The organism is Devosia sp. A369, assembly GCF_054489345.1.
In genome coordinates this window covers 79,146-103,306 of sequence record NZ_JBTMWV010000005.1, presented here as the reverse complement: position 1 = coordinate 103,306, position 24,161 = coordinate 79,146, and the positions used below count along the sequence as shown (strand labels likewise).

Sequence of the window (24,161 nt, the reverse complement as noted above, 5' to 3'; positions counted from 1 at the left end):
GGCAATTGCCTGTCGCGTCATCTTGATGTGCCCCATTCTGTTCGATCCGCTGGCCCGCAAAGCCAGTGGATGTGCCCTGTCATTTTTTCTGCCGTGGCCGGAACCGGAGGGCTCCAACTGGCCATAGCTTCGCCGTTGGCGTCCGACATTGCGGACGCATTTACACTCCCCGGTGGTTGCCCCACCGGCTGCCATCTCAATCTTGTCGTGAACCCGGCCCTACGGCCGAAGGCCTACTGAACCATGCCGATATCGAGGGGACTGGCCCCCAAACACGCTGCCAACACAACCTTCACCGGTACAAAAACACCTGCGGCGTTGCCGCCGAGAAGCTAAAAACCAACGCTCGGAAAATGAGCCTGCCAACCTCGCCGGACACTCATTCTTGGTGTCCTTTGCCGTGTTGACCAATTCACTTTAGAGGCAGGGTTTTGGCCCCGCAACCGTGGAATCTTTAAAATGAGGGGTTGACTCCGAGGTTGTGATTTCTGGTCCCCCGCCCCCGCCAAAGTCCCTCAAAGCAAGGGTCTGTGACTCAACGCAGATTCCATTCCTTAAGTCGGCCCGAAGGGTAAAAAATTTATTTCCGCCCGGGTGATTTTTCCGCCGCACGCCCGATTTCCGCGCTGCGGCAAAAACGACCTTCATGGCGCCAAGCCTTTGGCAGGCCAGCACAAAGCCCCAAACGGGCATACCCGTCCGGCAATTGGCTATCCTGTCAGGAGCTTCGTAGGACGCCGGACAGACGGAAAAACCTTGCCCGGTACCATACAAAGAAAATGGGCCCCTTGCGGAGCCCAGTTTCACATGCTGGCAGCAGCAGCCCTTAGGGCGCCGCGCTGGCCGATCAGGCGCTAAGCGCCTTGACCCGGCTATTGAGGCGGGAAATCTTGCGGGCCGCCAGATTGGCGTGGACGATACCGCGAGTGGCCGCACGGTTGATCTCGGGAGCCGCTGCGCTCAGCGCTGCCATGGCAACTGCGTGGTCGCCGGCAACAATGGCTTCTTCAACCTTGCGGATGAAGGTGCGCACGCGCGAACGGCGCGACTTGTTGACCGCGGTGCGGGCTTCGATCTTGCGGGTGGCCTTCTTGGCTGAAGGAGTATTGGCCATAACGGTCCTCTTGGCGTCCAACCGGCCACATGCACCCTCATGGGTCACAGGCGTCCGGGATGAAATGAAATTCGGCGGCGTTCGTCTGCCACCAAGTTGGGCGGTCTATAGGGGATGGCGGGGTGAGCGTCAACTGGATTCAGGCCACAAGGGGCGCTGAGGCCTGCTATGGCGCCTTCTGGCACACCGGACAGAAAAACGTCGAGCGTCCCGACTGCACGATGCGCTGGATGGTGCCGGTGCAGAGCGGGGTCGGACAGGGCTCGCCTTCGCGGTCATAGACGGCGAAACGATGCTGGAAATAGCCCGAGCCGCCTTCGGCATTGCGGAAGTCGCGCAGGGTCGAGCCACCCACTTCGATGGCCTCCACCAGCACCTGCCGCACCGCATGGGCCAGGTCCTCCAACGCCGCCTTGGGCTTGCCCTTGGCGGTCACCAGCGTGCCGGCCAGCACCGTGGGCAGGATATGGGCCCGGTGCAGCGCCTCGGCCACATAGATATTGCCCAGCCCCGCCACTACCCGCTGATCGAGCAGCGCTGCCTTGATCGGGGATTTCTTGCCCTTGAACTTGGCCGCCATCATGTCGGCATTGAAATCATTACCCAGCGGCTCGGGGCCCAGATCCTTGAGATAGGGGCTGTCGCCAATATCGTCATAGAGATCGATGAAACCGAAGCGGCGCGGATCGGCATAGATCAGATGGCTCTTGCCATGGGCGGGATGGGAAATATCCCAGATCATGTGATCATGTTTGGGCTCGGTGCCCGGCTCGTAATAGCGCGGCGGCTTGTCGATGCCGTGCTCGGCAAAGCGCCAGGAGCCGGTCATGCCCAGATGGCTCAGCACGGTCTGGCCATTGCTCAGCCCGATCAGCAGATATTTGGCGCGGCGACCCACCGACACGATGGTCTGGCCTTCCAGCGCTGCGGCCAATCCCTCGGGAAACGGAAAGCGCAGATTGGCGCGGCGCAGCGTCACGGAATCGATCCGCGCCTCCACCAGCCAGGGCTCCAGCCCCCGGCGTACGGTTTCGACCTCGGGCAGTTCGGGCATTGTTGGCCTCTTTACCTGTGCGGCTTTGTGCCATGGCAAAGCCAGAATGGGTTGCATATGGTGCGGCCGTACGAGATGTACGAATATCATACAAGGCCGATTGGACGATGCCATGACCGACGCGCGCGAGACCACTCATTTCGGCGAGCAGACCGTGGCGATGGACGATAAGCAGGGCCTGGTCAATGCGGTGTTCCATAATGTGGCCGACCGCTATGATTTGATGAATGATCTGATGAGCGCCGGCGTGCATCGCTTGTGGAAGGACGCCCTGGTCAATGAGCTGGCGCCGCCCAAGACCGGCACGCGGCCGTATCAGGTCCTCGACATGGCCGGGGGCACCGGCGACATCGCCGAGCGCATCATCAATGCCTCGGTCGGCTATGCCGAAGTCGTGGTCTCGGACATCAATTCGGACATGCTGCGGGTCGGGGCCGAGCGTGCCAAGGCCTGGCGCTATCCGGCGCAGGCCAGCTTTGTCGAAGCCAATGCCGAAGAGCTGCCCTTCGCCGACAACAGCTTTGACGCCTATACGATCGCCTTCGGCATCCGCAACGTGCCGCGCGTCCAGAAGGCGCTCGACGAGGCGCATCGCGTGCTCAAGCGCGGCGGCCGCATTCTGGTGCTGGAATTCTCCCAGGTCGACGTGCCGGGCCTCGACAGTCTCTACAAGCTCTATTCCGACCGGGTGATCCCGCCGATGGGCAAGGTGGTGACCGGGGATTCCCAGCCCTACCAATATTTCGTCGAATCGATCCGCAAATTCCCTGCCCCGACGGCGTTTACCGCCATGCTGACCCAGGCCGGCTTCAAGCGCGCCAAACACACCTCCTTCACCGGCAACATCGCCACGCTGTTCTCCGGATGGAAGCTCTAGCCCATGGTCATCGGCGCTTATCTCCGTCTGTTCCGCGCCGGCTATGTGCTGGCGCGCGAAGGGGCGCTGTCCATTCCCGGTGAACTGCCCCCCGCGCTGGCGCCGCTGCGCCTCGGCATCTGGCTGGGCCGGCTGATCGAGCGCCCCAGCGTGCGTAAGACCGGCCATGTCGAACGCCTCAACAAGGCGCTCAACCGGCTCGGCCCCACCTATGTCAAATTCGGCCAGACCCTGGCCACCCGCCCCGATGTGGTCGGGCCGCAGATCGCCAATGATTTGGCCGGGCTGCAGGACAAGATGGACCCGTTCGACGCCACGCTGGTGCCGGCCATTCTCAAGACCGCATTGGGCGACAAGGCCGACGAGCTGACCGAGCTGTCCCCGCCCATCGCCGCCGCCTCCATCGCCCAGGTGCATCAGGCCAGGCTCAAGCCGGCCAGCGGCCTGCCCAAGACCGTCGCGGTCAAGATCCTGCGCCCCGGCGTCGAAGCCCGCTTCATGGCCGATATCGAGAGCTTTTACGCGGTCGCGCGGCTGGCCGAGGGGCTGGTGCACTCGACCCGCCGTCTGCGTCCCACCGAAGTGGTGGCCACCCTCGACCGCTCGGCACGGCTCGAACTCGATTTACGGCTCGAAGCTGCGTCCATTTCGGAAATGGCCGAGAACATCAAAAACGACACCGGCTTCGTCATCCCCACCGTGTCGTGGGATCACGTCGCGCAAAATGTGCTGACCACCAGCTGGGTCGACGGCATCCCGATTCGCGACCATGCGGCGCTCGATGCCGCCGGGGTCGATCGCAAGGCGCTGGCGGCCAACCTGCTGCAGAGCTTCCTGCGCCATGCCATCCGCGACGGCTTTTTCCATGCCGACATGCATCCGGGTAATCTGTTCGCCGATCGGCGCAATGGCGACGTCATCGCCGTCGATTTCGGCATTATGGGTCGCATCAACCGCAAGGAACGCCGCTTCCTCGCCGACATTCTTTACGGCTTCATCACCCGCAATTATCGCCTGGTGGCCGAACGGCATTTCGATATCGGCTATGTTCCCAAGGACCAGTCGGTCGACGACTTTGCCCTCGCCATCCGCTCCATCGGCGAGCCGCTGCATGGCCGCACCGCCTCGGATATTTCCATGGCCCGCGTGCTCGGCCAGCTGTTCACCATCACCGACCTGTTTTCCATGGAGACGCGCCCCGAGCTGGTGCTGCTGCAAAAATCCATGGTGCTGGTCGAAGGCGTCGCCCGCGCGCTTGATCCGCATCTCGATATCTGGACCGTGGCCGAGCCGGTGGTGGGCGATTGGCTGCGCAAGGAAGCCGGACCGCTGGGGCGGCTGGAAGACATCAAGGACCATTTCACCACCGCCGCCGAGGCGGCCGGGCGACTGCCCATCATCATCGAGCAGGCCGAACTGGCGCTGGCCGATTATCACGCCAACAAGGCCCGCCCGCGCGATCGAGTGCTGCGCTGGGCCATGCTGGGGCTGATGGGGATTACCGGGCTGACCATGGCGGCGCTGCTGTGGCGCCTGCTGACGCTGACTTCGCTGTGAGGCCTATACGATGATTGATGTGGTTTCCGTCGACCTGGTCTGGCTGCCGCATGGCGTGGGCCTGCCCGTGCCGAGCCGGCAGACCGCCGGCGCCGCCGGCATGGATCTGGCCGCCGCGCTGCCGGTAGGCGAAGTGATGGTGCTAGCGCCGGGTGTGCGCGGGCTGGTGCCTTGCGGCTTTGCCATGGCGCTGCCCGAAGGCCACGAGGCACAGGTGCGGCCGCGCTCGGGCCTCGCGGTCAAATATGGGGTGACTGTGCTCAACGCGCCGGGCACAATCGACGCCGATTATCGCGGCGAGGTGATGGTGCCGCTGATCAATCTGGGGCAGGCCGAATTCACCCTGCGCCGCGGCGACCGCATTGCCCAGATGGTGATCGCCCCGGTCAGCGCGGCAAGTTTCGTAACGGTGGAGACGCTCGATGACACTGAACGCGGCCATAACGGCTTTGGCTCAACCGGACGCGGCTAACCCGGTGAGCGGGCGCGCGCCATTCTGGCTCGGCGCGGCCCTCGCCCTCACCCTCGCCACCCCCGCTTTTGCCGGTGACCGGGCCGGCATCGACTATCTCGGCTATTCCGACGATTTCCGCTATTTCGCCTTTGAAGAATTCGGCATTCAGGACGGCTCGGGCTTTGCCTATGCCAATATCTATGTGCTCGATCTAAGCAGTGACAGTTGGGTCAAGGGCGCACCGATCCGCGTCCGCCTCGACGATGAGAGTGTCGGCCTGCCCCAGGCCCGCGCCGAAGCGCAGGAACAGGCAAAGCCGCTGCTCGAACAATATGGCATCACCGAGCCGGTGGACATTCTGGCGCTGAATGGCGACGGCACGGTCGATGCCGATTTCAACCAGCTGAGTGTCGGCTGGCCGAGCTATGGCATGAGCGCGCCGGACCATGTGTTCGATTTGACGCTGGAGAGCTTCACCGCGCCGGGCGACGCCGCCTGCGCCAGCTATACCGATGAACCAGTCACCGGCTTTGCCCTCATTTACACCAAGGACGGCACCAGCACCGAAGTGCATCGCGACGAGACGGTGCCGAAAAGCCGAGGCTGCGTCTCGGCCTATCGGCTCTATGGGGTGATCGCCCCGTTTGACAGCTTTGCTGCCTTCAACACCGACCCGACGGCCGGCGTGGTGGCGATTGTCAGCGTCTATTCGCTGGGCTTTGAAGGGCCGGACCGGCGCTTCATCGCGGTGCCCCTTGCTCCCTGACCCGCTCTCGCCCGAAGAGACGCGGCGCTATTCGCGCCATCTGGTGCTCAAGGGCATGGGCGGGGCCGGGCAGCAGGCGCTGAAGGCGGCGCGGGTGCTGGTGGTCGGCGCCGGCGGGCTGGGCAGTCCGGTCATCGCCTATCTGGCGGCTTCCGGCATCGGCACCATAGGCATTATCGACGATGACGAGGTCTCGCTGTCCAATCTGCAGCGGCAGGTGCTGCACACCACTGCCAGCATCGGCAAAGCCAAGGTGGCGAGCGCCGCGGAATTTGCTGCCGCGCTCAATCCGCATGTGCAGATCGTGCCGCACAGCCTTAGGCTGACGCCTGACAATGCCCCGGCCATTTTCGCCGATTATGCGCTGGTGCTGGACGGCACTGACAATCTCGCCACCCGCCGTATCACGGCCGCTGCCGCCGAGGCCCTGGGGCTACCGCTGGTTTCCGGCGCTGTCTCGATGTTTGACGGCCAGGTCACCATCTTCGCGCCGGGCGGCCCGCGCTTCGACGATATCTATCCTGCCGAAGCCGACGATGCCGACCTGCCCAGTTGCGAAGCCACCGGCATTCTGGGGCCGCTGACGGGCGTTATCGGCACGCTGATGGCCATGGAAGCCATCAAGCTGCTCACCGGCATCGGCGAGCCACTGATCGGGCGCCTGCTGACCTATGACAGCAAGGGCGGCCGGTTTTCGGAGTTTTCGTATTAGGGGCTGCTGGCTTGCGCCGTCGCACCCACACCCTCGACGTCACTCCGGCCTTGAGCCGGGGCTCATCTCGAGATCGCCCAACAGCCGCAAGGTCGCTCCGCCACCCACCGTGTCACGACCAGCATCTCAGGATGGGTCCCGGCTCAAGGCCGGGATGACATCGCGGATAGGATCGTCACCCGCGCCAATTCGGCATTAGGCGTCAGGGTGCTTGAACACCAGCGCGGCGTTGGTGCCGCCGAAGCCGAAGGAGTTGCTCAGCACCACGCCCAGATCCACATTGTCGCGGCGCTGGCGCAGGATGTTCATGTCTTCGAAGGCTGGGTCCAACGTTTCGATATTGGCGCTTTCGGCGATGAAGCGGTGCTTCATCATCAAAATGGAATAGATCGATTCATGCACGCCGGTGGCGCCCTGGCTGTGGCCGGTCAGCGACTTGGTGGCCGAGATCGGCGGGCAGTTGTCTTCATTGCCGAACAGCGCGCGGATCGCCTCGATTTCACGCAGGTCACCGACCGGCGTGGAAGTGGCGTGCGGGTTGATATAGTCGACCTTCTGCTTGACGTTCTTGAGCGCCATGCGCATGCAGCGCTCGGCGCCTTCACCCGAGGGAGCGACCATGTCGAGCCCGTCCGAGGTAGCGCCATAGCCGATCAGCTCGGCCCAGATCTTGGCGCCGCGCGCCTTGGCGTGCTCATATTCTTCCAGCACCAGCACCCCGGCGCCGCCGGAAATGACAAAGCCGTCGCGATTGGCGTCGTAGCAACGCGAGGCCACGGCAGGCGTGTCGTTATAGCGCGAGCTCATCGCGCCCATGGCGTCGAACAAATCGCTCAGGGTCCAGTCGAGGTCTTCGTGACCACCGGCGAAGACGATGTCCTGCTTGCCCATCATGATCTGTTCCATGGCATTGCCGATGCAATGCTTGGACGTCGCGCAGGCGGCGGTGATGGTGTAATTGATGCCCTTGATGCCGAAGGGCGTGGCCAAAGTCGCCGAGGCCGTGGACCCCATCGCCTTGGGCACGGCCAGCGGCCCGATGCGCTTGGGGCTGAGATTTTTGCGGGTGATGTCGGCGGCTTCGACGATGGTGCGGGTGGAGGCGCCGCCCGAACCCATGACGATGCCGGTCATCGGGTTAGAGATGTCGCTCTCTTCCAGCCCCGCATCGGCAATCGCCTGCTGCATTGCCAGATAGTTCCACGCCGCGCCCTTGCCCATGAAGCGGGTGACGCGGCGGTCGAGGATTTCAAACGGGTCGAGGCCGGGATCGCCCTTGACCTGGCTGCGGAAACCCAGCTCGGCATAGTCCGGCGCGGCAACAATGCCGGGCTTGGCGGCGCGCAGGCTGGCCGTGACCTCGTCGAGCGAATTGCCGATCGAGGAAATGATACCCATGCCGGTGACGACAACTCGTCTCATCGTGTCCTCGCTTATGCTCTTGTATGGGCGCACTTTAGGGCCGGCGCCGCATTATGGTCGGAAAAGGTCCGGCATTAAGGCCGGTCAGGCACTGGCCTTCTGGTCATGCAGCTGGGCATCGGTAAACAGCCCGACGCGCAAATCCTTGGCTTCATAGATGATCTTGCCGTCAGCCTTGACCCAGCCGTCGGCAATGCCCAGCGTCAGGCGGGACTTCATGACCCGCTTGAGGTCGATGCCATATTCCACCAGCTTGACGTCGTCCGTCACCTGGCCGGTAAACTTGATCTCGCCACCCAAAGCGCGCCCCTTGCCGGGCTGGCCGATCCAGCTCAGGAAAAAGCCGGTCATCTGCCACACCGCGTCGAGCCCGAGGCAGCCTGGCATCACCGGGTCGCCGATGAAGTGGCATTTGAAGAACCACAGATCGGGGTTTACATCGAGTTCGGCCCGCACCTGGCCACGGCCAAAGGCGCCGCCGGTTTCATCGATCTGGGTGATGCGGTCGAACATCAGCATGGGCGGGGCGGGAAGACGGGCGTCGCCCTGACCGGGCAATTCGCCACGACCATGGGCCAGCAGCTCTTCATACCCAAATGCATTCTGCCGCTCGGCCATGCTTGTTACCCCGGTTAACCCTGTTGTTTTGTCTCGTATAGACGCGCGCAAGGGGGGTCAAGTCAGCCCCGGTTCGCCAGATCGCGCCGCCAGAGGCCCGCCGCGCCCCTGCGACTTGTATGAATACCCTGCCGTGGCTATAAGGAAGCCAGCAATTCCCGGCCCTTTTTCGTTTCCAAGGACCCCATGACAGATCGCTCCCAGACCGTCCGGTCGCATCCATCGCGCAAGCCCTGCCTCACGGCGGTCCTGCGCATGGCCGGTCTTCGCCCGACCCGTCAGCGCGTGGCGCTTGCCGAACTGCTGTTTGGCGGCCCGCATCGTCACGTCAGCGCCGAGCAGTTGCATGGCGAAGCTTCCGACGCCCGGGTCAATGTCTCGCTGGCGACAATCTATAATACGCTGCATCAGTTCCATGAAGCCGGACTGTTGCGCGAAGTCGCCGTGGATGCCTCGCGCTCCTATTTCGATACCGATACTTCCGATCATCATCACTTCTTCGTGGAAGATGAGCAGCGGATGATCGATATTCCTGCCGCCTCGGTCCAGTTCCTGGCCCTGCCCGACGCCCCCAAGGGCATGGTGGTGAGCCATGTCGACGTGGTGATCCGGGTGCGCAAGGCGCAGGCCTGACACTTTCAGCGAGCCGATATTTGGCGCGTCCAGCCCCCCGGCGCGACGAAATTGCATTCGGTGCCGGTGACAGCGCCCCACGCATCGACCATATTGCACGCCGAACGAAAACAGCGGCAGGGGTGGCTCATGAGCCAAAAGGTCAATCTCAAAGCCTATTTCGACCGAATCGGCTTTGCCGGCTCCATCGCCCCGACCTTGGCGACACTTGAGGCGATCCACGCGCTGCACCCCGCAGCCATCGCCTTTGAAAATTTCAATCCCCTGCTCGGCCTGCCGGTCAATCTCGATCTGGCTGCCATCGTCAAGAAGCTGCTGACCGACCGGCGCGGCGGCTATTGCTACGAGCACAATCTCCTGCTGCAGGCGGTGCTGCGCGAACTCGACTTCACTGTGCGCGGACTGGCGGCGCGGGTGCTGTGGAACGACCCCGATGCCACCGACAGACCAGCGACCCATATGCTGCTGGCCGTCGACATCAGCGGCGTCACCTATATTGCCGATGTCGGCTTTGGCGGCATGACGCTGACTGGTCCGCTGCGGCTCAAGGCTGATGTCGAGCAGGCCACCCCGCACGAGGCCTTCCGCCTCACCGGCGGCGATCCCGAGTGGCGGCTCGAAGCCAAGCTGGGCGATGAATGGCGCGCGCTCTACCAATTCGACACCGCCGAGCGGCAGTCCGCCGATTACGCCGCGTCCAATATTTTTCTCTCCACCGATCCCGAATCGGGCTTCCGCAAGGAACTGCGCGTCGCCCTGACCCCGCCCGGCAAGCGGCTGGCGCTCAGAGATAACCGGTTGACCACCCATGTGCTGGGCCAGCCCTCGGAAACCCGCCACCTGACCAGCGTCGCCGAACTGCGCGAGGTGCTGACCAATATTTTCGGCATTCATCTGCCCGCCAGCGAGCTGCTCGACCCGAAGCTCGAATCCATCCTCGCCACGGCCGGCGTGGCGGTGGACTGAATGGCCCCGGTCGTCGTCGACCCGGCCAAAATCAGGGAATTCACCAGCAAGGCGGCGTTTTACGACTGGCTCGCCTCCCATCACGACAGCGCCGACGAGGTGTGGATCCGCATCTTCAAAAAGGCCAGCGGCCACCAGAGCATCACGGCGGTGGAAGCCATCGACGTAGTGCTTTGCTGGGGCTGGATCGACGCCATCCGCAAGGGCTGGGACGAGATTTCCTTCGTCCAGCGCTATACCACACGCAAGCCCAAGAGCCTGTGGAGCCAGGTCAATCGCGACAATGTCGCCCGGCTGGTGCAAGAGGGCAAAATGACCGCGCATGGCCTGCGCCATGTCGATGCCGCCAAAGCCGACGGGCGCTGGGACGCCGCCTATGCCACCACCATGGAGGCGCCGGTCGACCTGCTCGCTGCCATCACCGCCAATCCTGCGGCCAAGGCACGCTATGATACGCTCAGCGCCCAAAACCGCTTCGCCCTGACCTTTCGCGTCCACAGCCTCAAGACGCCCGCTGGCCGCGCCAAAAAGATTGCGGCCTTTGTCGAGATGCTGGCGCGTGGCGAAACCATCTATCCGCAGGGCCCGGCGAAATGATCCGCCACCTGGCTTTGCTGCGCGGGGTCAATCTGGGCCAGCGCCAGGTCAAGAGCGCCGATCTCAAAGCCGCTTTCGAGGCGATGGGCTTTGCCAATGTCAAAACCATCCTGGCCAGCGGCAATGTGCTGTTCGATGCTGCGCCCGCAGCCGTCGGCCAGAAGGCGATCGAGGACGCCCTCGCCGCAAGCTTCGGCTTCCCTATCGGCACGGTGTTGCGCACCCAGGACGAGATCCGCGCGCTGCTGGCCGCTGACCCGTTCAAGGGCCGCAAGGAAGATCACGACACCAAGCTCTACGTCACCTTCCTCGCAGACAAATCCGCCAAAACCCTGCCCATGCCCAATGCCATAGCGGGCGACTACGAGGTGGTGCAGCTCACCGACGACGAAGTGTTCATCCTGGCGTTCCGTATGCCCAATGGCCGTTTCGGCGCGGGCATGGAGCAGATCTGGAAGCATTTTGGCAACAAGCGCCTCTGGACCTCGCGCAATTTCAATACCGTGGTAAAAGCCGCCGCATAAAGCGTCTGGGAGGCTCCTGCATGATCACCGTTTTCGGCTCGACCAATCTCGATCAGGTCGGCACCGTCAGCCGTTTGCCCAAGCCGGGCGAAACCGTCGCCGGCGGCACCTTCTCCATGGCGGCCGGGGGCAAGGGCGCCAATCAGGCGCTGGCCGCCCGCCGCGCCGGAGCCGAAGTGCGCCATGTGTCGGCCGTGGGCGATGATGCCTTTGCCGGTCTGGCGCTGGAACTGCTCAAGGCCGATGGGGTGAATCTCAGCGCGGTGCGCGTCGTCGACGGCCCCACCGGCATTGCCATGATCTTTGTCGACACCAAGGGCGAAAACGTCATCGCCGTGCTGCCCGGCGCCAATGGCCAGGTGACGCCCGAAGACGCCGATGCGGCGCTGGTCGGGCAGAGCGGCGGAGTGTTGCTGGTGCAGCAGGAAATCCCGCAGGCCGCCACTGCGCGGGCGCTGGAGCTGGCGCGCGCCCAGGGCATCACCTCCATCCTCAACACCGCGCCTTTCCTCGACAGCACCGCCGCACTGGCGCCGCAGGCCGCGATCCTGATCGCCAATGAAACCGAATTTGCCCTGCTGACCGGCAGCGACATCAGCGAACTCGACAAGGCCATGGCGGATTGGGCCCGCCAGCACAGCCAGACCGTCATCGTCACTCTGGGCGGCGATGGCGCCCGCGCCGTCACGGCCGCAGGCCAGACCATCTCGGTGCCGGCCCTGCCAGTCAAGCCGGTCGACACCGTGGGGGCCGGCGACACGTTTTGCGGCTATCTCGCCGCCGGGCTCGACGCCGGGCTCGACCTCGAAGCCGCCATGAAGCGCGCTGCGGTCGCCGCGAGCCTGGCGTGTCTCAACCCCGGCGCGCAGCCGGCCATTCCACGCAGCGACGCGGTCGCAGCGGCGCTCTAGGGCTTAGCTCCGCGCCCGTTGCTCCACCCCCTCCCAACCTCCCCCATCATGGGGGAGGTGTCGGCTTTGTGGTTGTGACCCGATCGCTGCCCCAACTCGATCTGATACCTCCCCCTTGACGGGGGAGGCTAGGAGGGGGTGGCGGAGAGCCCCGATATTCGGGCCAATCCCCAACAAAAAGGGCAGGCCCGACCGGACCTGCCCTTTTCAATTCATCCTGCTGCTGCCGCCCTTATTTGGGCGCCAGCACCATGACCATCTGACGGCCTTCGGAACGTGGCTGGCTTTCCACCTTGGCGATGGCGTCCATCTGTTCCTTCACCTTGACGAGCAATTGCATGCCCAGTTCCTGGTGCGCCATTTCGCGGCCGCGGAAACGCATGGTGACCTTGACGCGGTCGCCCTCGTCAAGGAAGCGCTCTACAGCCTTCATCTTGGTCTCGTAGTCGTGCGTGCCGACATTGGGGCGCAACTGGACTTCCTTGACCTCGATTACCTTCTGCTTCTTGCGGGTCTCTGCCGCTTTTTTCTGCGCCGCATATTTGTAGCGGCCGAGATCGAGCATCTTGGCAACCGGCGGGACGGCGTTGGGCGAAATCAGGACGAGGTCGAGCCCCTGCTCCTGAGCCTCAGCAAGAGCGGCGCGGGTATTGACGATCCCGCGATTCTCACCTTCAGCATCGATGAGCTGGACATCGGCGCTGGTGATATCTTCATTGGCAGGCGGCCCATCTTTCTGGGGCGCGACTTGTCTCATGGGACGACGAATGGCAAACGATCCTTGTGTTATTAAGCCAAGCGGGTGATTTCGGGCATAAAATCGTGTTACGCGGGCGATAAGTCAACTGGCAAACTACCAGAATTTCTGGCCTGTTGCGCCACGCAAACGCCGCGATTGCCACGCCCGATCGGCACGGCTAACGATTCATTTCCGTGAGAGGGAAATCTTCCCCATGTCTATAGCACAGATCCGCAGCTTCCGCATCCCCGTCGGCACCGGCGCCGCCGCGCGCGACATTGCCGTCGAGCAGCGCGACGGGCGCGGACCGGGCCTGTTCTGGCTGGGCGGCTTTCGCTCCGACATGGCTGGCAGCAAAGCGCTGGCGCTCGACGCGCTCGGGGCCCAACACGGCCTTGCCGTCACCCGCTTCGATTATTCCGGCCACGGCATCTCCGGCGGCGACTTCAACCACGGCACCATCAGTCGCTGGCTCGAAGAAGCCGAGGCGGTGCTGGCCACCACCAGCGGCCCGCATATCATCGTCGGCTCCTCGATGGGCGGCTGGCTGGCGCTGCTGCTGGCAAGGGCGCTGCTGGCGCGTGGCAGCAAGGCGCATGGCGTGGTGTTGATCGCCCCGGCGCCCGACATGACCCATGAGCTGATGCTGCCCGACTTCACCCCGGCCGAGCACGAATCGCTGCAGAATAACGGCTATGTCGACCAGCCCAGCGCCTATTCCGACACGCCTTACCGCATAACCCGGGCGCTGATCGAGGATGGCGCCAACCATCTGCTGTTTGGCGGCGTCATCGAAACCGGCTGCCCGGTGACGATTCTGCAAGGCGGGCAAGATCCCGACGTGCCCCAGGCCCACGCCATTCGCCTCGTCACCCACATGCTGCACGACCCGGTGACGTTGACGCTGATCCCCGACGGGGACCACCGGCTGAGCCGCGATGAAGATCTGGAACGGATGCAGGACGCGGTGCTGCGGCTGGTGGAGGCTTAGTCGCGCAGCACCAGCTTGGTGCGCTGCACGCCATCCACCCCGAAATTGTCCGGGCTCAGCCAGCGTTCATATTCGGCCTGCAGCGCCGGCCATTCGCCATCGATGATGGAGAACCAGGCAGTGTCGCGGCTCTCGCCCTTGACGATGCGGTCCTGCCGAAACACGCCCTCGAATTGAAAACCAAACCGCAGCGCCGCCGCTTTGGAGGCTTCGTTGCGGGCATTGCATTTCCACTCGAAACGCCGATAACCCAGATCATCGAAGGCGTGGCGGGCGAACAGATACAGTGCCTCGGTGGCGAGACGCGTCCTGGCCATGGCCGGCCCCCAATAGACGCCGCCGATTTCGATGGAGGCGTGCTCGGGGAAAATCCGCATCCAGCCCTGCCGACCCAAAGTCTTGCCCGTAGCCTTGTCGATCACCGCGACATAGCGGTCGGGTCCGGCATTGGTCTCATCGATCCAGGCGCCGACCTCTTCGACACTTTGCGGCGCTTCGCCATAGAGCCAGCGATAGCGCTCGGGCACCCCCGCGCCGATCGAAGCGGCATAGAGCCCGGCAGCATGCTGGGACCCGAGGGGTTCGAGCCGGGCGTAACGGCCTTCAAGGGTAGAGTGCGGCGGCGCGGATTTGGCCGGTTGCGGGGCGGTCATGGCCGCGTCTCCTTGAGGATGGCGCCCAGTCCGGCGCGATAATCGGGATAGAGCAGCTCGATCCCCAGCGCCTGCTTGATGGCGGCATTGGAGACGCGCTTGTTGTCGGCATAAAAGCTGCGCTGCATCGGTGTCAGTTCGGCCGTGGCATAATCCAGCACCGGTGGCTGGGGCACGCCCAGCACATCAGCGGCATGGGCGATCACCTGCTGCGGCGGCGCCGGCTCGTCATCGGCCAGATTGAACGTGCCATCGAGCCGCGCGGCCGCGGCCAGCGCCGTCACCCGACCGATATCGGCAACATGGATGCGGTTGAACACCTGGCCGGGCTTGGCGATGGGCCGCGAGGTGCCATCGCGCAGCTTGTCGAAGGTCGAGCGGCCCGGTCCGTAAATCCCGGCCAGCCGCAAAATCGTCAGTTTCACGCCCCGCGCCTGGGCATAATCGCGCCACGCCTGCTCAGCCAGCACCCGGCGGTCGCTGCGGGCATTGCGCGGCACCAGCGGCGCTGACTCGTCGATCCAGGCGCCGCCGAAATCGCCATAGACCCCGACGGTGGAATAATAGCAGAGCCATTCGAGGTCCGGTGCGGCATCGAGATCGGCCCGGTGCTGCAGCAATGCCGGGTCACCCGCTTCGTCGGGGGCGATGGAGAGGATCACATGGCTGGCGCGGCGCAATGCTGGGCCGAGTGTGACGCCCGGCGCAGTGCCGTCGAACAGATAGGTACCGATGCCCTGCTGGCCCAGCATGCTCGCCTTGTCGGCGCTGCGCACGGTGCCGTCGACAGTGACGCTGGGGTCTATCTGGCGCAGCGCATCCACTGCCGCTTGTGACGAATAGCCCAACCCAAATACAAAACACTTCATCCGATATCCCCGTCCCACTCCGCCGCTACCGCGCTGTCGCTTTCCCGCGCCAGTTGGCTTGGTCGCAGCGCCTCGGCCCGCGCCGGCACCAGCCGCCGCAGCGCCCAGATCGCCGCCCCACGCACCAGCGGATCATCATGCTCCAGCCGCGCTTCGGCCAGTTTGCTCAATGCCACATCGCCTGAATTGCCGATGGCGATCAAGACGTTGCGCAAAAATCGGCCATGGCCAATGCGCTTGATTGGCGAGCCGGCAAACAGCACGCGGAACCCGGCATCATCCAATTGCGCCAGATCGGCCAGCCGCGGCCGCTCCAGTTCCTCGCGCGCCCGCAGCCGCGCTTCCCGGCTCACCGAGGCAAATTTGTTCCATGGGCAGACCGCCAGGCAATCATCGCAGCCATAGATGCGATTGCCCATCGGCACCCGGAACTCCAAGGGGATCTGGCCCTTATGCTCCACCGACAGATAGGCCAGACACCGCCGCGCATCGAGCTGGAACGGCGCGGGGAAGGCCTTGGTGGGGCAGATATCGAGGCAGCGGGTACATGAGCCGCAGCTTTCGGCATGCGGCTTGTCTGCGGGCAGCTCCGCCGAGGTGAGGATGGCCCCCAGAAACAGCCAGGAACCGAAATCGCGGCTGACCAGCACCGAATGCTTGCCCTGCCAGCCCAGCCCTGCCGCCTCGGCCAGCGGCTTTTCCATCAGCGGCGCAGTATCGACGAAGACTTTGACCTCGGCGCCGGAGCGCCGCGCCAGCAGCCCTGCCAATTCCTTGAGCTTGCCTTTGATGATCTCATGATAGTCGCGATTGCGGGCATAGACCGAAATGGTGCCAAGCGATTTTTCGCCCAGAATGGCCAGTGGATCGCTTTCGGGGCCGTAATTGAGACCGAGCAGGATCACCGACTTCGCCTCGGGCCACATGTTTCGTGGGCTGGCCCGGCGCTCCGCCGTCTCTTCCATCCACGCCATGTCGCCATGCCAGCCGGCCGCCAGTGCGGCGTTCAGTTTTTCCGGCAGGTCGGGGCGTGCATCGGCCGGGGCAATGCCAAAACTTTCAAAGCCCAGCGCCATGGCGCGGGCCCGCAGTTCGGCGACGAGTTTTTCGGTATTTTGGGCCACGATGCTCAAGCTACTGCATTTTGGCGTGGCGTGGATAAATCTGGCGTTCAAAAGTCGAGATCGGCATAGCCCTTTTGCGGCGGCATGGCGACGACGCGGTCATTGAGCAGGGTGCGGAAGGCCGGCCGGGATTTAATGCGGGAATACCAGTCGCGGGTTTCCCCGGCCTTGTCCCAGTCGATATCGCCGAGGTAGTCCAGCGTCGACAAATGCGCCGCCAGCGCGAAATCGGCCAGCGTCATGGTATCGCCGGTCAGCCAGGCGCGGGTGGCGAACAGCCAGTTGAAATACAGCATATGCTCATTGAGATTGGCCTTAGCCACGCGCAGCACGGCCGGATCGGGCGTCGCCCCGCGCTGGTCGCGCTTGACGATCTTTTCCTCGAGCACGTAGCGCGTCACTTCCTCGTTGAGCTTGACGATAACCCATTCGATCATCCGCCACATCTCGGCGCGCGGCCCCGGATCAGCCGGGATCAGCCCGGCCACGGCGCTGGGCGTATAGAGGTCTTCCACAGTGTGGATGGTGGCCAGAATGCCGACGATGGGCTGGTCGCCTTCGCCGATCAGGATCGGCAGGGTGGCGGCCGGATTGATTTCCAGCAATTGCTCGTCGCGCAGCCAGGGCTTGATCTCTTCCATGTCCAGCGGCACGCCATATTCGGCGCACATCAGGCGGATGAGGCGCGAGGACGGGTCGAGGGGATGGTGGATAAGGCTCGGCATTTACACGCTCTGGTTACAACCGGCCCGTTTGCCGTTCCCCGCCTTGGCGCATAGTGCGAACAGAGCTAAGAGGATCGGCCACTGCGGCCCTGGAAACGAGTTAGGGGATCAGATGAACGTCGATCAAGGTCTTTTTGTGCCGCTGATCCTGGGAATCCTCGAAGGGCTTACCGAATTCCTGCCCGTCAGCTCCACCGGGCACCTGCTATTGGCTGGTCATTTCTTCGGATTGAGCCAACCGGCGACCTTTATCGTGCTGATTCAGCTCGGCGCGATCCTGGCAGTTATCACCGTCTATTTCGCCAAACTGGGCCGGCTGATCGCCGATGCGCTGACCGGCAAGCCCTATGCCTGGCAATTCGCGCTGGCGGTGATTCTCGCCTGCCTGCCGGCGGTGGTGGTCGGGGTGCTGCTGCGCGACTTCATTCAGGGCGATCTGTGGAACTCGGCCTGGCTGATCTGCAGCACGCTTTTGGTCGGCGGCATTATCCTGTTGCTGGTCGACCGATTGAAGCTCGAAACCAAATATGACGATATTTACCAGTTCCCCTGGCATCTGGCGCTGATCATCGGGCTGTTCCAGATGCTCAGCCTGGTGCCGGGTGTGTCGCGCTCGGGCGCCACTGTGGTCGGGGCCATGCTGTTTGGCGCCAGCAAGCGCGCGGCGGCCGAATTCACCTTCTTCATCGCCCTGCCGATCATGATCGGCGCCTTTGGCTATGATCTCTATAAAAGCCGCGAGCTGATCGATCCCGATCTGGCGCTCAGCGTCGGCATCGGCTTTGCCGCCGCCTTCGTGGTGGGGGCACTGGTGGTGCGCTACCTGCTCGATTTCGTCAGCAAATACGGTTTCACCCCATTTGCCTGGTGGCGCATTATCGTCGGCGCCGCCGGCATGATCGCGCTGCTGATCTGGGGCTAGGGCGAAACCGCCCTATTGCTCGAGCGGCTTGTAGGTCGCCGGGATGGAGAAGAAGGCGCGTGGAATTTCCACGTCCTTTTCCACGTCATAGAGCGAGAAGGTCAGTTCGGCTCCGCTTGGCTCGACCAGGCTCCACTGCACCAGCTCCAGCGAATCGGTGTCGAAAATCAGCGACACCTGCACCGTGCCGGCCACGGTTTCGTCGATCACCGTGATCGACAGATAGCCATCGGAATTGGTGACGCCGATCACATTGGCATTGAGCAGGTCGATCTTGTCGCCGAGGAACTGGCGCAGCGGGATCGAATCCTGCGGATAGGCGTAATAGGTCTCGTCGCGCCGGTTGAGCACGTAAAAGCCCTTGCCGACGGAGACGATTTCCTCGCGGCTGGGCGGCGCGTAGCGGAAGGCGATCTTGTTGGGGCGTTCGAGAAAGAACGTGCCCTCGGTGCGCCCGCCATTGGTGTCGATCTGCAGGAAGCGACCGACCATGGTGCGGATGGCCGAATTATGCGCGCCGATATTGGCGATGAGTTGCTGTTCCTCGGGCGTCAGCGCCCGGTCGAGCGCCCAGGCCGGCACAGTGAGGGCAAAGGCGGCGGACAGGCCAAGCAGCAAGGCATCGCGGCGAATCATGAATAGAGGTCCCTGGCTGACAATCACGGTAAGGCTAACCTAGAAAGCAATTACGGCAACAGGTGGTTCCGCCCGTTGCCGCATGCTGTCACGTCTGCGTCAGTAGCGCCGACTGTTAATAGGGGTCCGACCCCACCAGAATCTCGCGCTTGCCGGCATGGTTGGCCTGGGAGATCAGCCCCTCGCGTTCCATGCGTTCGATCAGCGTTGCCGCCTTGTTGTAGCCGATGGCCAGACGGCGCTGCACATAGGAGGTGGAGGCCTTCTTGTCGGTGAGCACGATATGGACGGCCTTGTCGTAGAGCTCGTCGCCCGAGCCGGCATAATCGTCACCGCCCGCCGCGCCTTCGCCGCCGAACTCGCCACCTTCACCGTCTTCCTCGGTGATGGAATCGAGATAGTCGGGCGAGCCCTGGCTCTTGAGATGGGCCACCACGGCTTCGACTTCGGCGTCCGAGACGAAGGGGCCGTGCAGGCGCTTGGTGCGGCCACCGCTGGCCATGTAGAGCATGTCGCCATTGCCCAGCAGCTGCTCGGCGCCCTGCTCGCCCAGAATGGTGCGCGAGTCGATCTTGGACGTCACCATGAAGGAGATGCGGGTGGGGAAGTTGGCCTTGATGGTGCCGGTGATGACGTCGACCGACGGGCGCTGGGTGGCGGTGATGATATGGATGCCGGCGGCACGGGCCATCTGGGCGAGGCGCTGGATGGCGCCTTCGATGTCCTTGCCGGCCACCATCATCAGATCGGCCATTTCGTCGACGATGACCACGATATAGGGCAAGGGCTCGAGATCGAATTCTTCGCTCTCAAAGATCGCCTCGCCGGTTTCGCGGTCAAAGCCGGTCTGCACCGTGCGGGTGATGACTTCGCCCTTGGCTTTGGATTCGGTGACGCGCTGGTTGAAGCCGTCGATGTTACGCACACCGATCTTGCTCATCTTGCGATAGCGATCTTCCATCTCGCGCACGGCCCATTTCAGCGCCACCACCGCCTTTTGCGGATCGGTGACCACCGGGGTCAGCAGATGGGGAATGCCGTCGTAAATGCTGAGTTCCAGCATTTTCGGGTCGATCATGATCATGCGGCACTGCTCGGGCGTCATCTGGTAGAGCAGCGACAGAATGAAGGTGTTGATACCCACCGACTTGCCCGAGCCGGTGGTGCCGGCGATCAGCAAGTGGGGCATGCGGGCGAGGTCAGCGATCACCGGCTCGCCGCCAATGGTCTTGCCGAGGCAGATGGGGAGCTTGCCCTTCATCTTCTCGAAATCGGAGCTGGCCAGCATTTCGCGGAAATAGACGGTTTCGCGATTCTGGTTGGGCAGTTCGATACCGATGGCATTGCGCCCCGGCACCACGGCGACGCGGGCGGAAATCGCGCTCATCGAGCGGGCGATATCGTCGGCCAGCGAAATCACGCGGCTCGACTTGATGCCGGGGGCCGGCTCGAGTTCAAACAGGGTGACCACCGGGCCGGGGCGGACATTGATGATGTCGCCCTTGACGCCGAAATCTTCCAGCACGCCTTCAAGCTGGCGGGCCATTTCTTCCAGCCGCTCCGGCGCATGCTCGGGCGCCGGACCATTATGGTGCGGCGTGGCGAGCAGGCTCAGCGGCGGCAGCTCGAACCCACCGGGCTCATCGAGGAACGAGCTTTGCGCCTCGCGCAGCATGCGCTGGCCGGGAGCCGGGCGCGGCGCCGGCGCGGCAACGACGCGGGGCTTGGCCGGATCAACCGGATGGAAACGCGAATCGCCGCGCTGCTGATGGCTGGTCGGCGTGCTTACCGGCAGGTCGGGCACGAAGGGAATGTCGTCCTCGACCTCTTCAGGGTAGTCGAGTTCGGTATCGTCATAGCTTGGGCGGGCATTGATGCGCGGCGAAATGGCGGGCGCGGCGTCGAAGGCCGGCTCGACCGGGGCGTGGATGCGGCGCGGCGTCAGCGACGGCTCGCGGCGTTCGACGACAGGGGCCTGGCCATCCATGCTCGGCTCGACTTCATCGTCGCGCCAGGTCGCGGCTTCGGCAGCGCGGCGTTCGGCATGGCTTTCGCGGGCGCGGCGGAAGGCGGTGCGCAGCGAATAGCCGGTATGGACCAGCGCGCCGAGCACGATATCGACCAGCGGATTGGTCTCGGGCTCATCGGCCTCCGGCGCGGCGGCAGCGCCCTTGCGGCCAGCGGCCAGCGGCTTTTTCGGACCTGTCGGCACGGCGCTGCCCAGACCCATGGCGATCCAGAAGGCGGCCATGGCCGGAATGGCGATGATGATGGCGAACAGCACGGCGGTGACCGCCTGCGGCGCTTCGCCGGCCACCAAAGTGGCCAGCATGGTGAAGCCATTGCCGATCAACCCGCCCAGCCCGGTGGGCAGCGGCCAGCTGGCCGGCATGGCGACAAAGGACAATACCCCCGCGCCCAGTATCGTCGCGGCAACCCAGCCAGTGAGGCGCATGCCGAGATGGGTCGGCATGCGGCGGCGGGCAAAGGCCCAGCCCCACAAGGCCGGCGGCACCAGCAGCAGCAAAGCGGCCAGTCCCAGCACCTGGAACAGCGAATCGGCGATCACCGCGCCGGGAAAGCCCAGCCAATTGGCCGGCGACTTGGCGGTGGCATAGGAAAAACTCGGATCGTCGACCGACCAGGAGGCCAGCGCCACGAGGCACACCGCCACCAGCCCGAGCAGCACGAAGCCGGCCAAGCGCACCGGAATGCGAATGGCCAGCGCGGGCGGCGGCATCGGCACAGCCTTGGCGCTGCCGCGCGAACGCTGCGGCACGGAGCGGATTTCATCGAGCACTGGCGAGGGGGAGCTGGACATGGGCGAACTCAATACTGCCCGGAACAAACCGGGCCCACTAATTGCTGCCAATCTAAGCCGAGCGGGTTAACCCAAGGCTAACCATGGGAATTTGTGAGGGCGGCAGGCGCGTGCACAAGCGCCGCCAGGCGCGGTTTCGACCAGAACAGGCGGAGCCCCGAGGCGGCAACCGCCCCGATGGATAGTAAAATAGTGAGGTGATCGTCGCCTCGGGGCGTCGGGTTTTTCTCGGAAGGCAGACCGCAAGCCCCAGCATGAAACCGTAGCCTCATGCCCGAATGCCCCATCCGCACAGCCCAGGGCGGAGCGCGACCTCCACCCTCCCGACCGTCAATCCGGACACCGGTCGCTGCAGCGCCCCTGTATCCCGGAAGATGGGAGGAGTATGCGCGAGGTTTTGGGGGCGGGGATAAGATGGATAAGTTTTGGGGGGGTGTGGCGCCTGGGGCACCACCCCCTCCTAGCCTCCCCCTTCAAGGGGGAGGTATCGCTCCACTCTTGGGCGCGATCGTGCCGCACACGCGAAGCGAAAGCCCCTCCCCCTTGAGGGGAGGGAAGGTCGACTGATGGTGTTGGTGCACCACTCTTGCGATACGCCTCAGTTGTATGCGCGCTCGCCATGGCTCGAAATGTCGAGGCCATCCACTTCGCTCGATTCGGCGACGCGGACGCCGCCGAACAGCGCCTTGACCACCAGCATGGCGACAAAGGCCACGACGGCCGACCACAGCACGGCCACCAGCACGGCCAGGCCCTGGATCACCAACTGCCCGCTGATGGAGTAACCCTCGGCGCCGAAGCCGCCCAGGGCCGGCGCGGCGACGATGGCGGTGCCGAGGGCGCCGACAATGCCGCCAATGCCATGGATGCCGAAGACGTCGAGGCTGTCGTCATAGCGCAGCCAGGGCTTGAGCGTGACCACGGCCCAGAGACAGACAAAGCCGGCCACCGCGCCCAGGACGATGGCGCCCAGCGTTCCGGCAAAGCCGGCTGCGGGGGTGATGGCGACCAGCCCGGCCACCGCACCCGAGACAAAGCCCAGCGAGGAGGCATGGCCGCGGGTGATTTTTTCGCCCAGTGCCCAGGCGATGCCGGCAGCAGCCGGCGCGGTGATGGTGTTGAGGAAGGCCTGTGCGGCCAGACCATTGGCGCCGAGGGCCGAGCCGGCATTGAAGCCGAACCAGCCGACCCAGAGCAGGCAGGCTCCGATATAGGTGAACACCAGATTATGCGGCGCAATCGGCTCTTTCATATAGCCCAGACGCGGCCCCAGCACGATGGCGGCGACCAGTGCGGCGACACCAGAATTGATATGCACCACGGTGCCGCCGGCAAAATCGAGCGCCCCCATATTGAAGAACAGCCCGGCCCCCGACCACACCATATGGGCGATCGGCAGATAGGACAGCGAGAACCAGATCGCCAGAAACGCCAGCACGGCGCCGAATTTCATGCGCTCGGCAATGCCGCCCACCACCAGCGCGGCGGTGATGCAGGCGAAGGTCAGCTGGAACACCACGAAGACCAGCTCGGGAATGCTGCCCGACACCGCATCGGGCGTGACATTGGCGAGGAAGAGATTGGAGAAATCGCCGATAAAGGCCGAAATACCGCCATCGGCGGGGCCGGAAAAGGCCAGCGAATAGCCATAGGCCACCCAGAGCAGGGCGATCATGACAAAGGCCCCAAACACTTGGGTGGCCACCGACAGGATGTTTTTGGAGCGCACCAGCCCGCCGTAAAACAGCGCCACGCCCGGAATGGTCATCAGGATGACCAACAGGGTTGAAACGAGCATCCAGGCGGTATCGCCGCTATCGATGCTGGCGACGGCCTCTTCGACCACTTCGGTGGCCGGCGCGGCCGCGTCCTGAGCCAGCGCCGGCAAGGCCAGCAGCAGAGAGGCGAGTGCAGCGCTCCCCAATAGTCTTGACGTCTTCATCTTGGTTCTCCCGATGACGTTTTTTGTGTCGTCGCGTGTCCGAACCGCAAAAGTGGCGTCCACTTTTGCGGGACGCGCGCTAAAGTGCAGACGCGCCGGTTTCGCCGGTGCGGATACGGGTGACGGCGAGCAGGTCGAGCACGAAAATCTTGCCGTCGCCGATGCGACCGGTGCGGGCGCTGTCGCTGATGGCGGTGCTGACGGCGTCGGCGAGATCATCGTCGACGGCGATTTCGAGTTTGAGCTTGGGCACGAAGTGGACGGCATATTCCGTGCCGCGATAGATTTCCGAGTGGCCCTTCTGGCGGCCATAGCCCTTCACCTCGGTCACGGTCATGCCGTGGACATCGAGCGTATTGAGAGCCTGGCGCACCTCTTCGAGGCGTGATGGCTTGATAATCGCGATCACCAGTTTCATGTGTTCCCCTTTGCGACTTGGCGCTGTCTGGAATGCACAAGACGACTCAAGCGCCGTGCCAAGTCGGGGACGCAGCGAAAATACAAGATGATTCAATGACTTATGATTTTCGTTGG

25 protein-coding genes are annotated in these 24,161 nt (G+C 63.8%); 12 read left to right on the top strand and 13 right to left on the bottom strand.

The genetic code is table 11. From position 1 onward, the window contains the following. Positions 1-847: 847 nt before the first annotated feature. Positions 848-1,114, bottom strand: coding sequence for a 30S ribosomal protein S20 (gene rpsT / locus ACX3OZ_RS08640; RefSeq protein ID WP_459094323.1), 267 nt, complete (start codon positions 1,112-1,114; stop codon positions 848-850). Positions 1,115-1,280: 166 nt separating this feature from the next. Beyond that, positions 1,281-2,168: a bifunctional DNA-formamidopyrimidine glycosylase/DNA-(apurinic or apyrimidinic site) lyase gene (mutM, locus tag ACX3OZ_RS08635; RefSeq protein ID WP_459094322.1), complete on the bottom strand. Its 888-nt coding sequence runs from the start codon at positions 2,166-2,168 to the stop codon at positions 1,281-1,283. A gap of 112 nt (positions 2,169-2,280) precedes the next feature. On the opposite strand from mutM, the gene ubiE reads away from it, so the two are divergent. From ubiE to ACX3OZ_RS08610, 5 genes are read left to right on the top strand one after another with little or no spacing between them, the layout of a single operon-like run. Beyond that, entirely contained in the window at positions 2,281-3,045 is a 765-nt protein-coding gene (gene ubiE, locus ACX3OZ_RS08630; protein ID WP_459094321.1) for a bifunctional demethylmenaquinone methyltransferase/2-methoxy-6-polyprenyl-1,4-benzoquinol methylase UbiE, read from the top strand. Between the two features lie 3 nt (positions 3,046-3,048). After that, positions 3,049-4,602: a 2-polyprenylphenol 6-hydroxylase gene (ubiB, locus tag ACX3OZ_RS08625; protein WP_459094320.1), complete on the top strand. Its 1,554-nt coding sequence runs from the start codon at positions 3,049-3,051 to the stop codon at positions 4,600-4,602. A 10-nt stretch (positions 4,603-4,612) separates the two neighbouring features. Continuing rightward, positions 4,613-5,074, top strand: coding sequence for a dUTP diphosphatase (gene dut, locus ACX3OZ_RS08620; protein ID WP_459094319.1), 462 nt, complete (start codon positions 4,613-4,615; stop codon positions 5,072-5,074). After that, positions 5,025-5,822, top strand: a complete 798-nt coding sequence (locus ACX3OZ_RS08615; protein WP_459094318.1) for a DUF2259 domain-containing protein — start codon at positions 5,025-5,027, stop codon at positions 5,820-5,822. Before dut ends, ACX3OZ_RS08615 begins: the two co-directional genes overlap by 50 nt. A gap of 55 nt (positions 5,823-5,877) precedes the next feature. Then, on the top strand, positions 5,878-6,534 hold the full coding sequence (locus ACX3OZ_RS08610) for a HesA/MoeB/ThiF family protein (protein ID WP_459094794.1): 657 nt from the start codon (positions 5,878-5,880) through the stop codon (positions 6,532-6,534). A gap of 195 nt (positions 6,535-6,729) precedes the next feature. Here ACX3OZ_RS08610 and fabB read toward each other — a convergent pair whose 3' ends face one another. Further along, positions 6,730-7,956, bottom strand: coding sequence for a beta-ketoacyl-ACP synthase I (fabB, locus tag ACX3OZ_RS08605; RefSeq protein ID WP_459094317.1), 1,227 nt, complete (start codon positions 7,954-7,956; stop codon positions 6,730-6,732). Between the two features lie 84 nt (positions 7,957-8,040). Next, positions 8,041-8,574, bottom strand: a complete 534-nt coding sequence (gene fabA / locus ACX3OZ_RS08600) for a 3-hydroxyacyl-[acyl-carrier-protein] dehydratase FabA (RefSeq protein WP_459094316.1) — start codon at positions 8,572-8,574, stop codon at positions 8,041-8,043. A gap of 186 nt (positions 8,575-8,760) precedes the next feature. Between fabA and irrA the strand changes: the two genes are divergently transcribed. The 5 genes from irrA (at position 8,761) to ACX3OZ_RS08575 (ending at position 12,205) form a co-directional block, all read left to right on the top strand. Beyond that, positions 8,761-9,207 (top strand): iron response transcriptional regulator IrrA, encoded by a 447-nt coding sequence (irrA, locus tag ACX3OZ_RS08595; RefSeq protein WP_459094315.1) that lies wholly within the window; start codon positions 8,761-8,763, stop codon positions 9,205-9,207. A 129-nt stretch (positions 9,208-9,336) separates the two neighbouring features. Further along, positions 9,337-10,173: an arylamine N-acetyltransferase family protein gene (locus ACX3OZ_RS08590; protein ID WP_459094314.1), complete on the top strand. Its 837-nt coding sequence runs from the start codon at positions 9,337-9,339 to the stop codon at positions 10,171-10,173. Then, complete coding sequence (locus tag ACX3OZ_RS08585) at positions 10,174-10,770, top strand: YdeI/OmpD-associated family protein (RefSeq protein ID WP_459094313.1); 597 nt, start codon at positions 10,174-10,176, stop codon at positions 10,768-10,770. Next, a complete protein-coding gene (locus tag ACX3OZ_RS08580; RefSeq protein WP_459104275.1) occupies positions 10,767-11,294 on the top strand; it encodes a DUF1697 domain-containing protein in 528 nt (175 codons plus the stop codon). The genes ACX3OZ_RS08585 and ACX3OZ_RS08580 overlap by 4 nt, the downstream gene beginning before the upstream one ends. Positions 11,295-11,314: 20 nt before the next feature. Beyond that, positions 11,315-12,205 carry a ribokinase gene (locus ACX3OZ_RS08575; protein WP_459094311.1) on the top strand — a complete coding sequence of 297 codons (891 nt, stop codon included), beginning with the start codon at positions 11,315-11,317 and terminating at the stop codon, positions 12,203-12,205. A 232-nt stretch (positions 12,206-12,437) separates the two neighbouring features. Here the strand turns inward: ACX3OZ_RS08575 and infC are convergent, their stop codons facing one another. Then, on the bottom strand, positions 12,438-12,974 hold the full coding sequence (gene infC / locus ACX3OZ_RS08570; RefSeq protein ID WP_459094793.1) for a translation initiation factor IF-3: 537 nt from the start codon (positions 12,972-12,974) through the stop codon (positions 12,438-12,440). Between the two features lie 184 nt (positions 12,975-13,158). On the opposite strand from infC, the gene ACX3OZ_RS08565 reads away from it, so the two are divergent. After that, complete coding sequence (locus ACX3OZ_RS08565) at positions 13,159-13,935, top strand: alpha/beta hydrolase (RefSeq protein WP_459104274.1); 777 nt, start codon at positions 13,159-13,161, stop codon at positions 13,933-13,935. Here ACX3OZ_RS08565 and ACX3OZ_RS08560 read toward each other — a convergent pair. The 4 genes from ACX3OZ_RS08560 to ACX3OZ_RS08545 all read right to left on the bottom strand — a co-directional run bounded on the left by ACX3OZ_RS08560 (position 13,932) and on the right by ACX3OZ_RS08545 (position 17,306). Further along, on the bottom strand, positions 13,932-14,588 hold the full coding sequence (locus tag ACX3OZ_RS08560) for a GNAT family N-acetyltransferase (protein ID WP_459094309.1): 657 nt from the start codon (positions 14,586-14,588) through the stop codon (positions 13,932-13,934). The genes ACX3OZ_RS08565 and ACX3OZ_RS08560 overlap by 4 nt on opposite strands. After that, entirely contained in the window at positions 14,585-15,457 is an 873-nt protein-coding gene (locus ACX3OZ_RS08555) for an SDR family oxidoreductase (protein ID WP_459094308.1), read from the bottom strand. Before ACX3OZ_RS08555 ends, ACX3OZ_RS08560 begins: the two co-directional genes overlap by 4 nt. Continuing rightward, positions 15,454-16,533 (bottom strand): tRNA epoxyqueuosine(34) reductase QueG, encoded by a 1,080-nt coding sequence (gene queG, locus ACX3OZ_RS08550; protein ID WP_459094792.1) that lies wholly within the window; start codon positions 16,531-16,533, stop codon positions 15,454-15,456. Before queG ends, ACX3OZ_RS08555 begins: the two co-directional genes overlap by 4 nt. 95 nt (positions 16,534-16,628) lie before the next feature. After that, a complete protein-coding gene (locus ACX3OZ_RS08545) occupies positions 16,629-17,306 on the bottom strand; it encodes a glutathione S-transferase family protein (protein ID WP_459094307.1) in 678 nt (225 codons plus the stop codon). Between the two features lie 112 nt (positions 17,307-17,418). Here ACX3OZ_RS08545 and ACX3OZ_RS08540 point away from each other — a divergent pair, with 112 nt between their 5' ends. Next, positions 17,419-18,228: an undecaprenyl-diphosphate phosphatase gene (locus tag ACX3OZ_RS08540; protein WP_459094306.1), complete on the top strand. Its 810-nt coding sequence runs from the start codon at positions 17,419-17,421 to the stop codon at positions 18,226-18,228. Positions 18,229-18,240: 12 nt separating this feature from the next. Here the strand turns inward: ACX3OZ_RS08540 and ACX3OZ_RS08535 are convergent, their stop codons facing one another. The 4 genes from ACX3OZ_RS08535 to ACX3OZ_RS08520 form a co-directional block, all read right to left on the bottom strand. Then, positions 18,241-18,864 carry a LolA family protein gene (locus ACX3OZ_RS08535; RefSeq protein WP_459094305.1) on the bottom strand — a complete coding sequence of 208 codons (624 nt, stop codon included), beginning with the start codon at positions 18,862-18,864 and terminating at the stop codon, positions 18,241-18,243. Between the two features lie 115 nt (positions 18,865-18,979). Next, positions 18,980-21,685: an FtsK/SpoIIIE family DNA translocase gene (locus tag ACX3OZ_RS08530; protein WP_459104273.1), complete on the bottom strand. Its 2,706-nt coding sequence runs from the start codon at positions 21,683-21,685 to the stop codon at positions 18,980-18,982. Between the two features lie 598 nt (positions 21,686-22,283). Continuing rightward, entirely contained in the window at positions 22,284-23,627 is a 1,344-nt protein-coding gene (locus ACX3OZ_RS08525; protein WP_459094304.1) for an ammonium transporter, read from the bottom strand. A gap of 79 nt (positions 23,628-23,706) precedes the next feature. Then, entirely contained in the window at positions 23,707-24,045 is a 339-nt protein-coding gene (locus tag ACX3OZ_RS08520) for a P-II family nitrogen regulator (RefSeq protein ID WP_459094303.1), read from the bottom strand. Between the last annotated feature and the right edge of the window lie 116 nt (positions 24,046-24,161).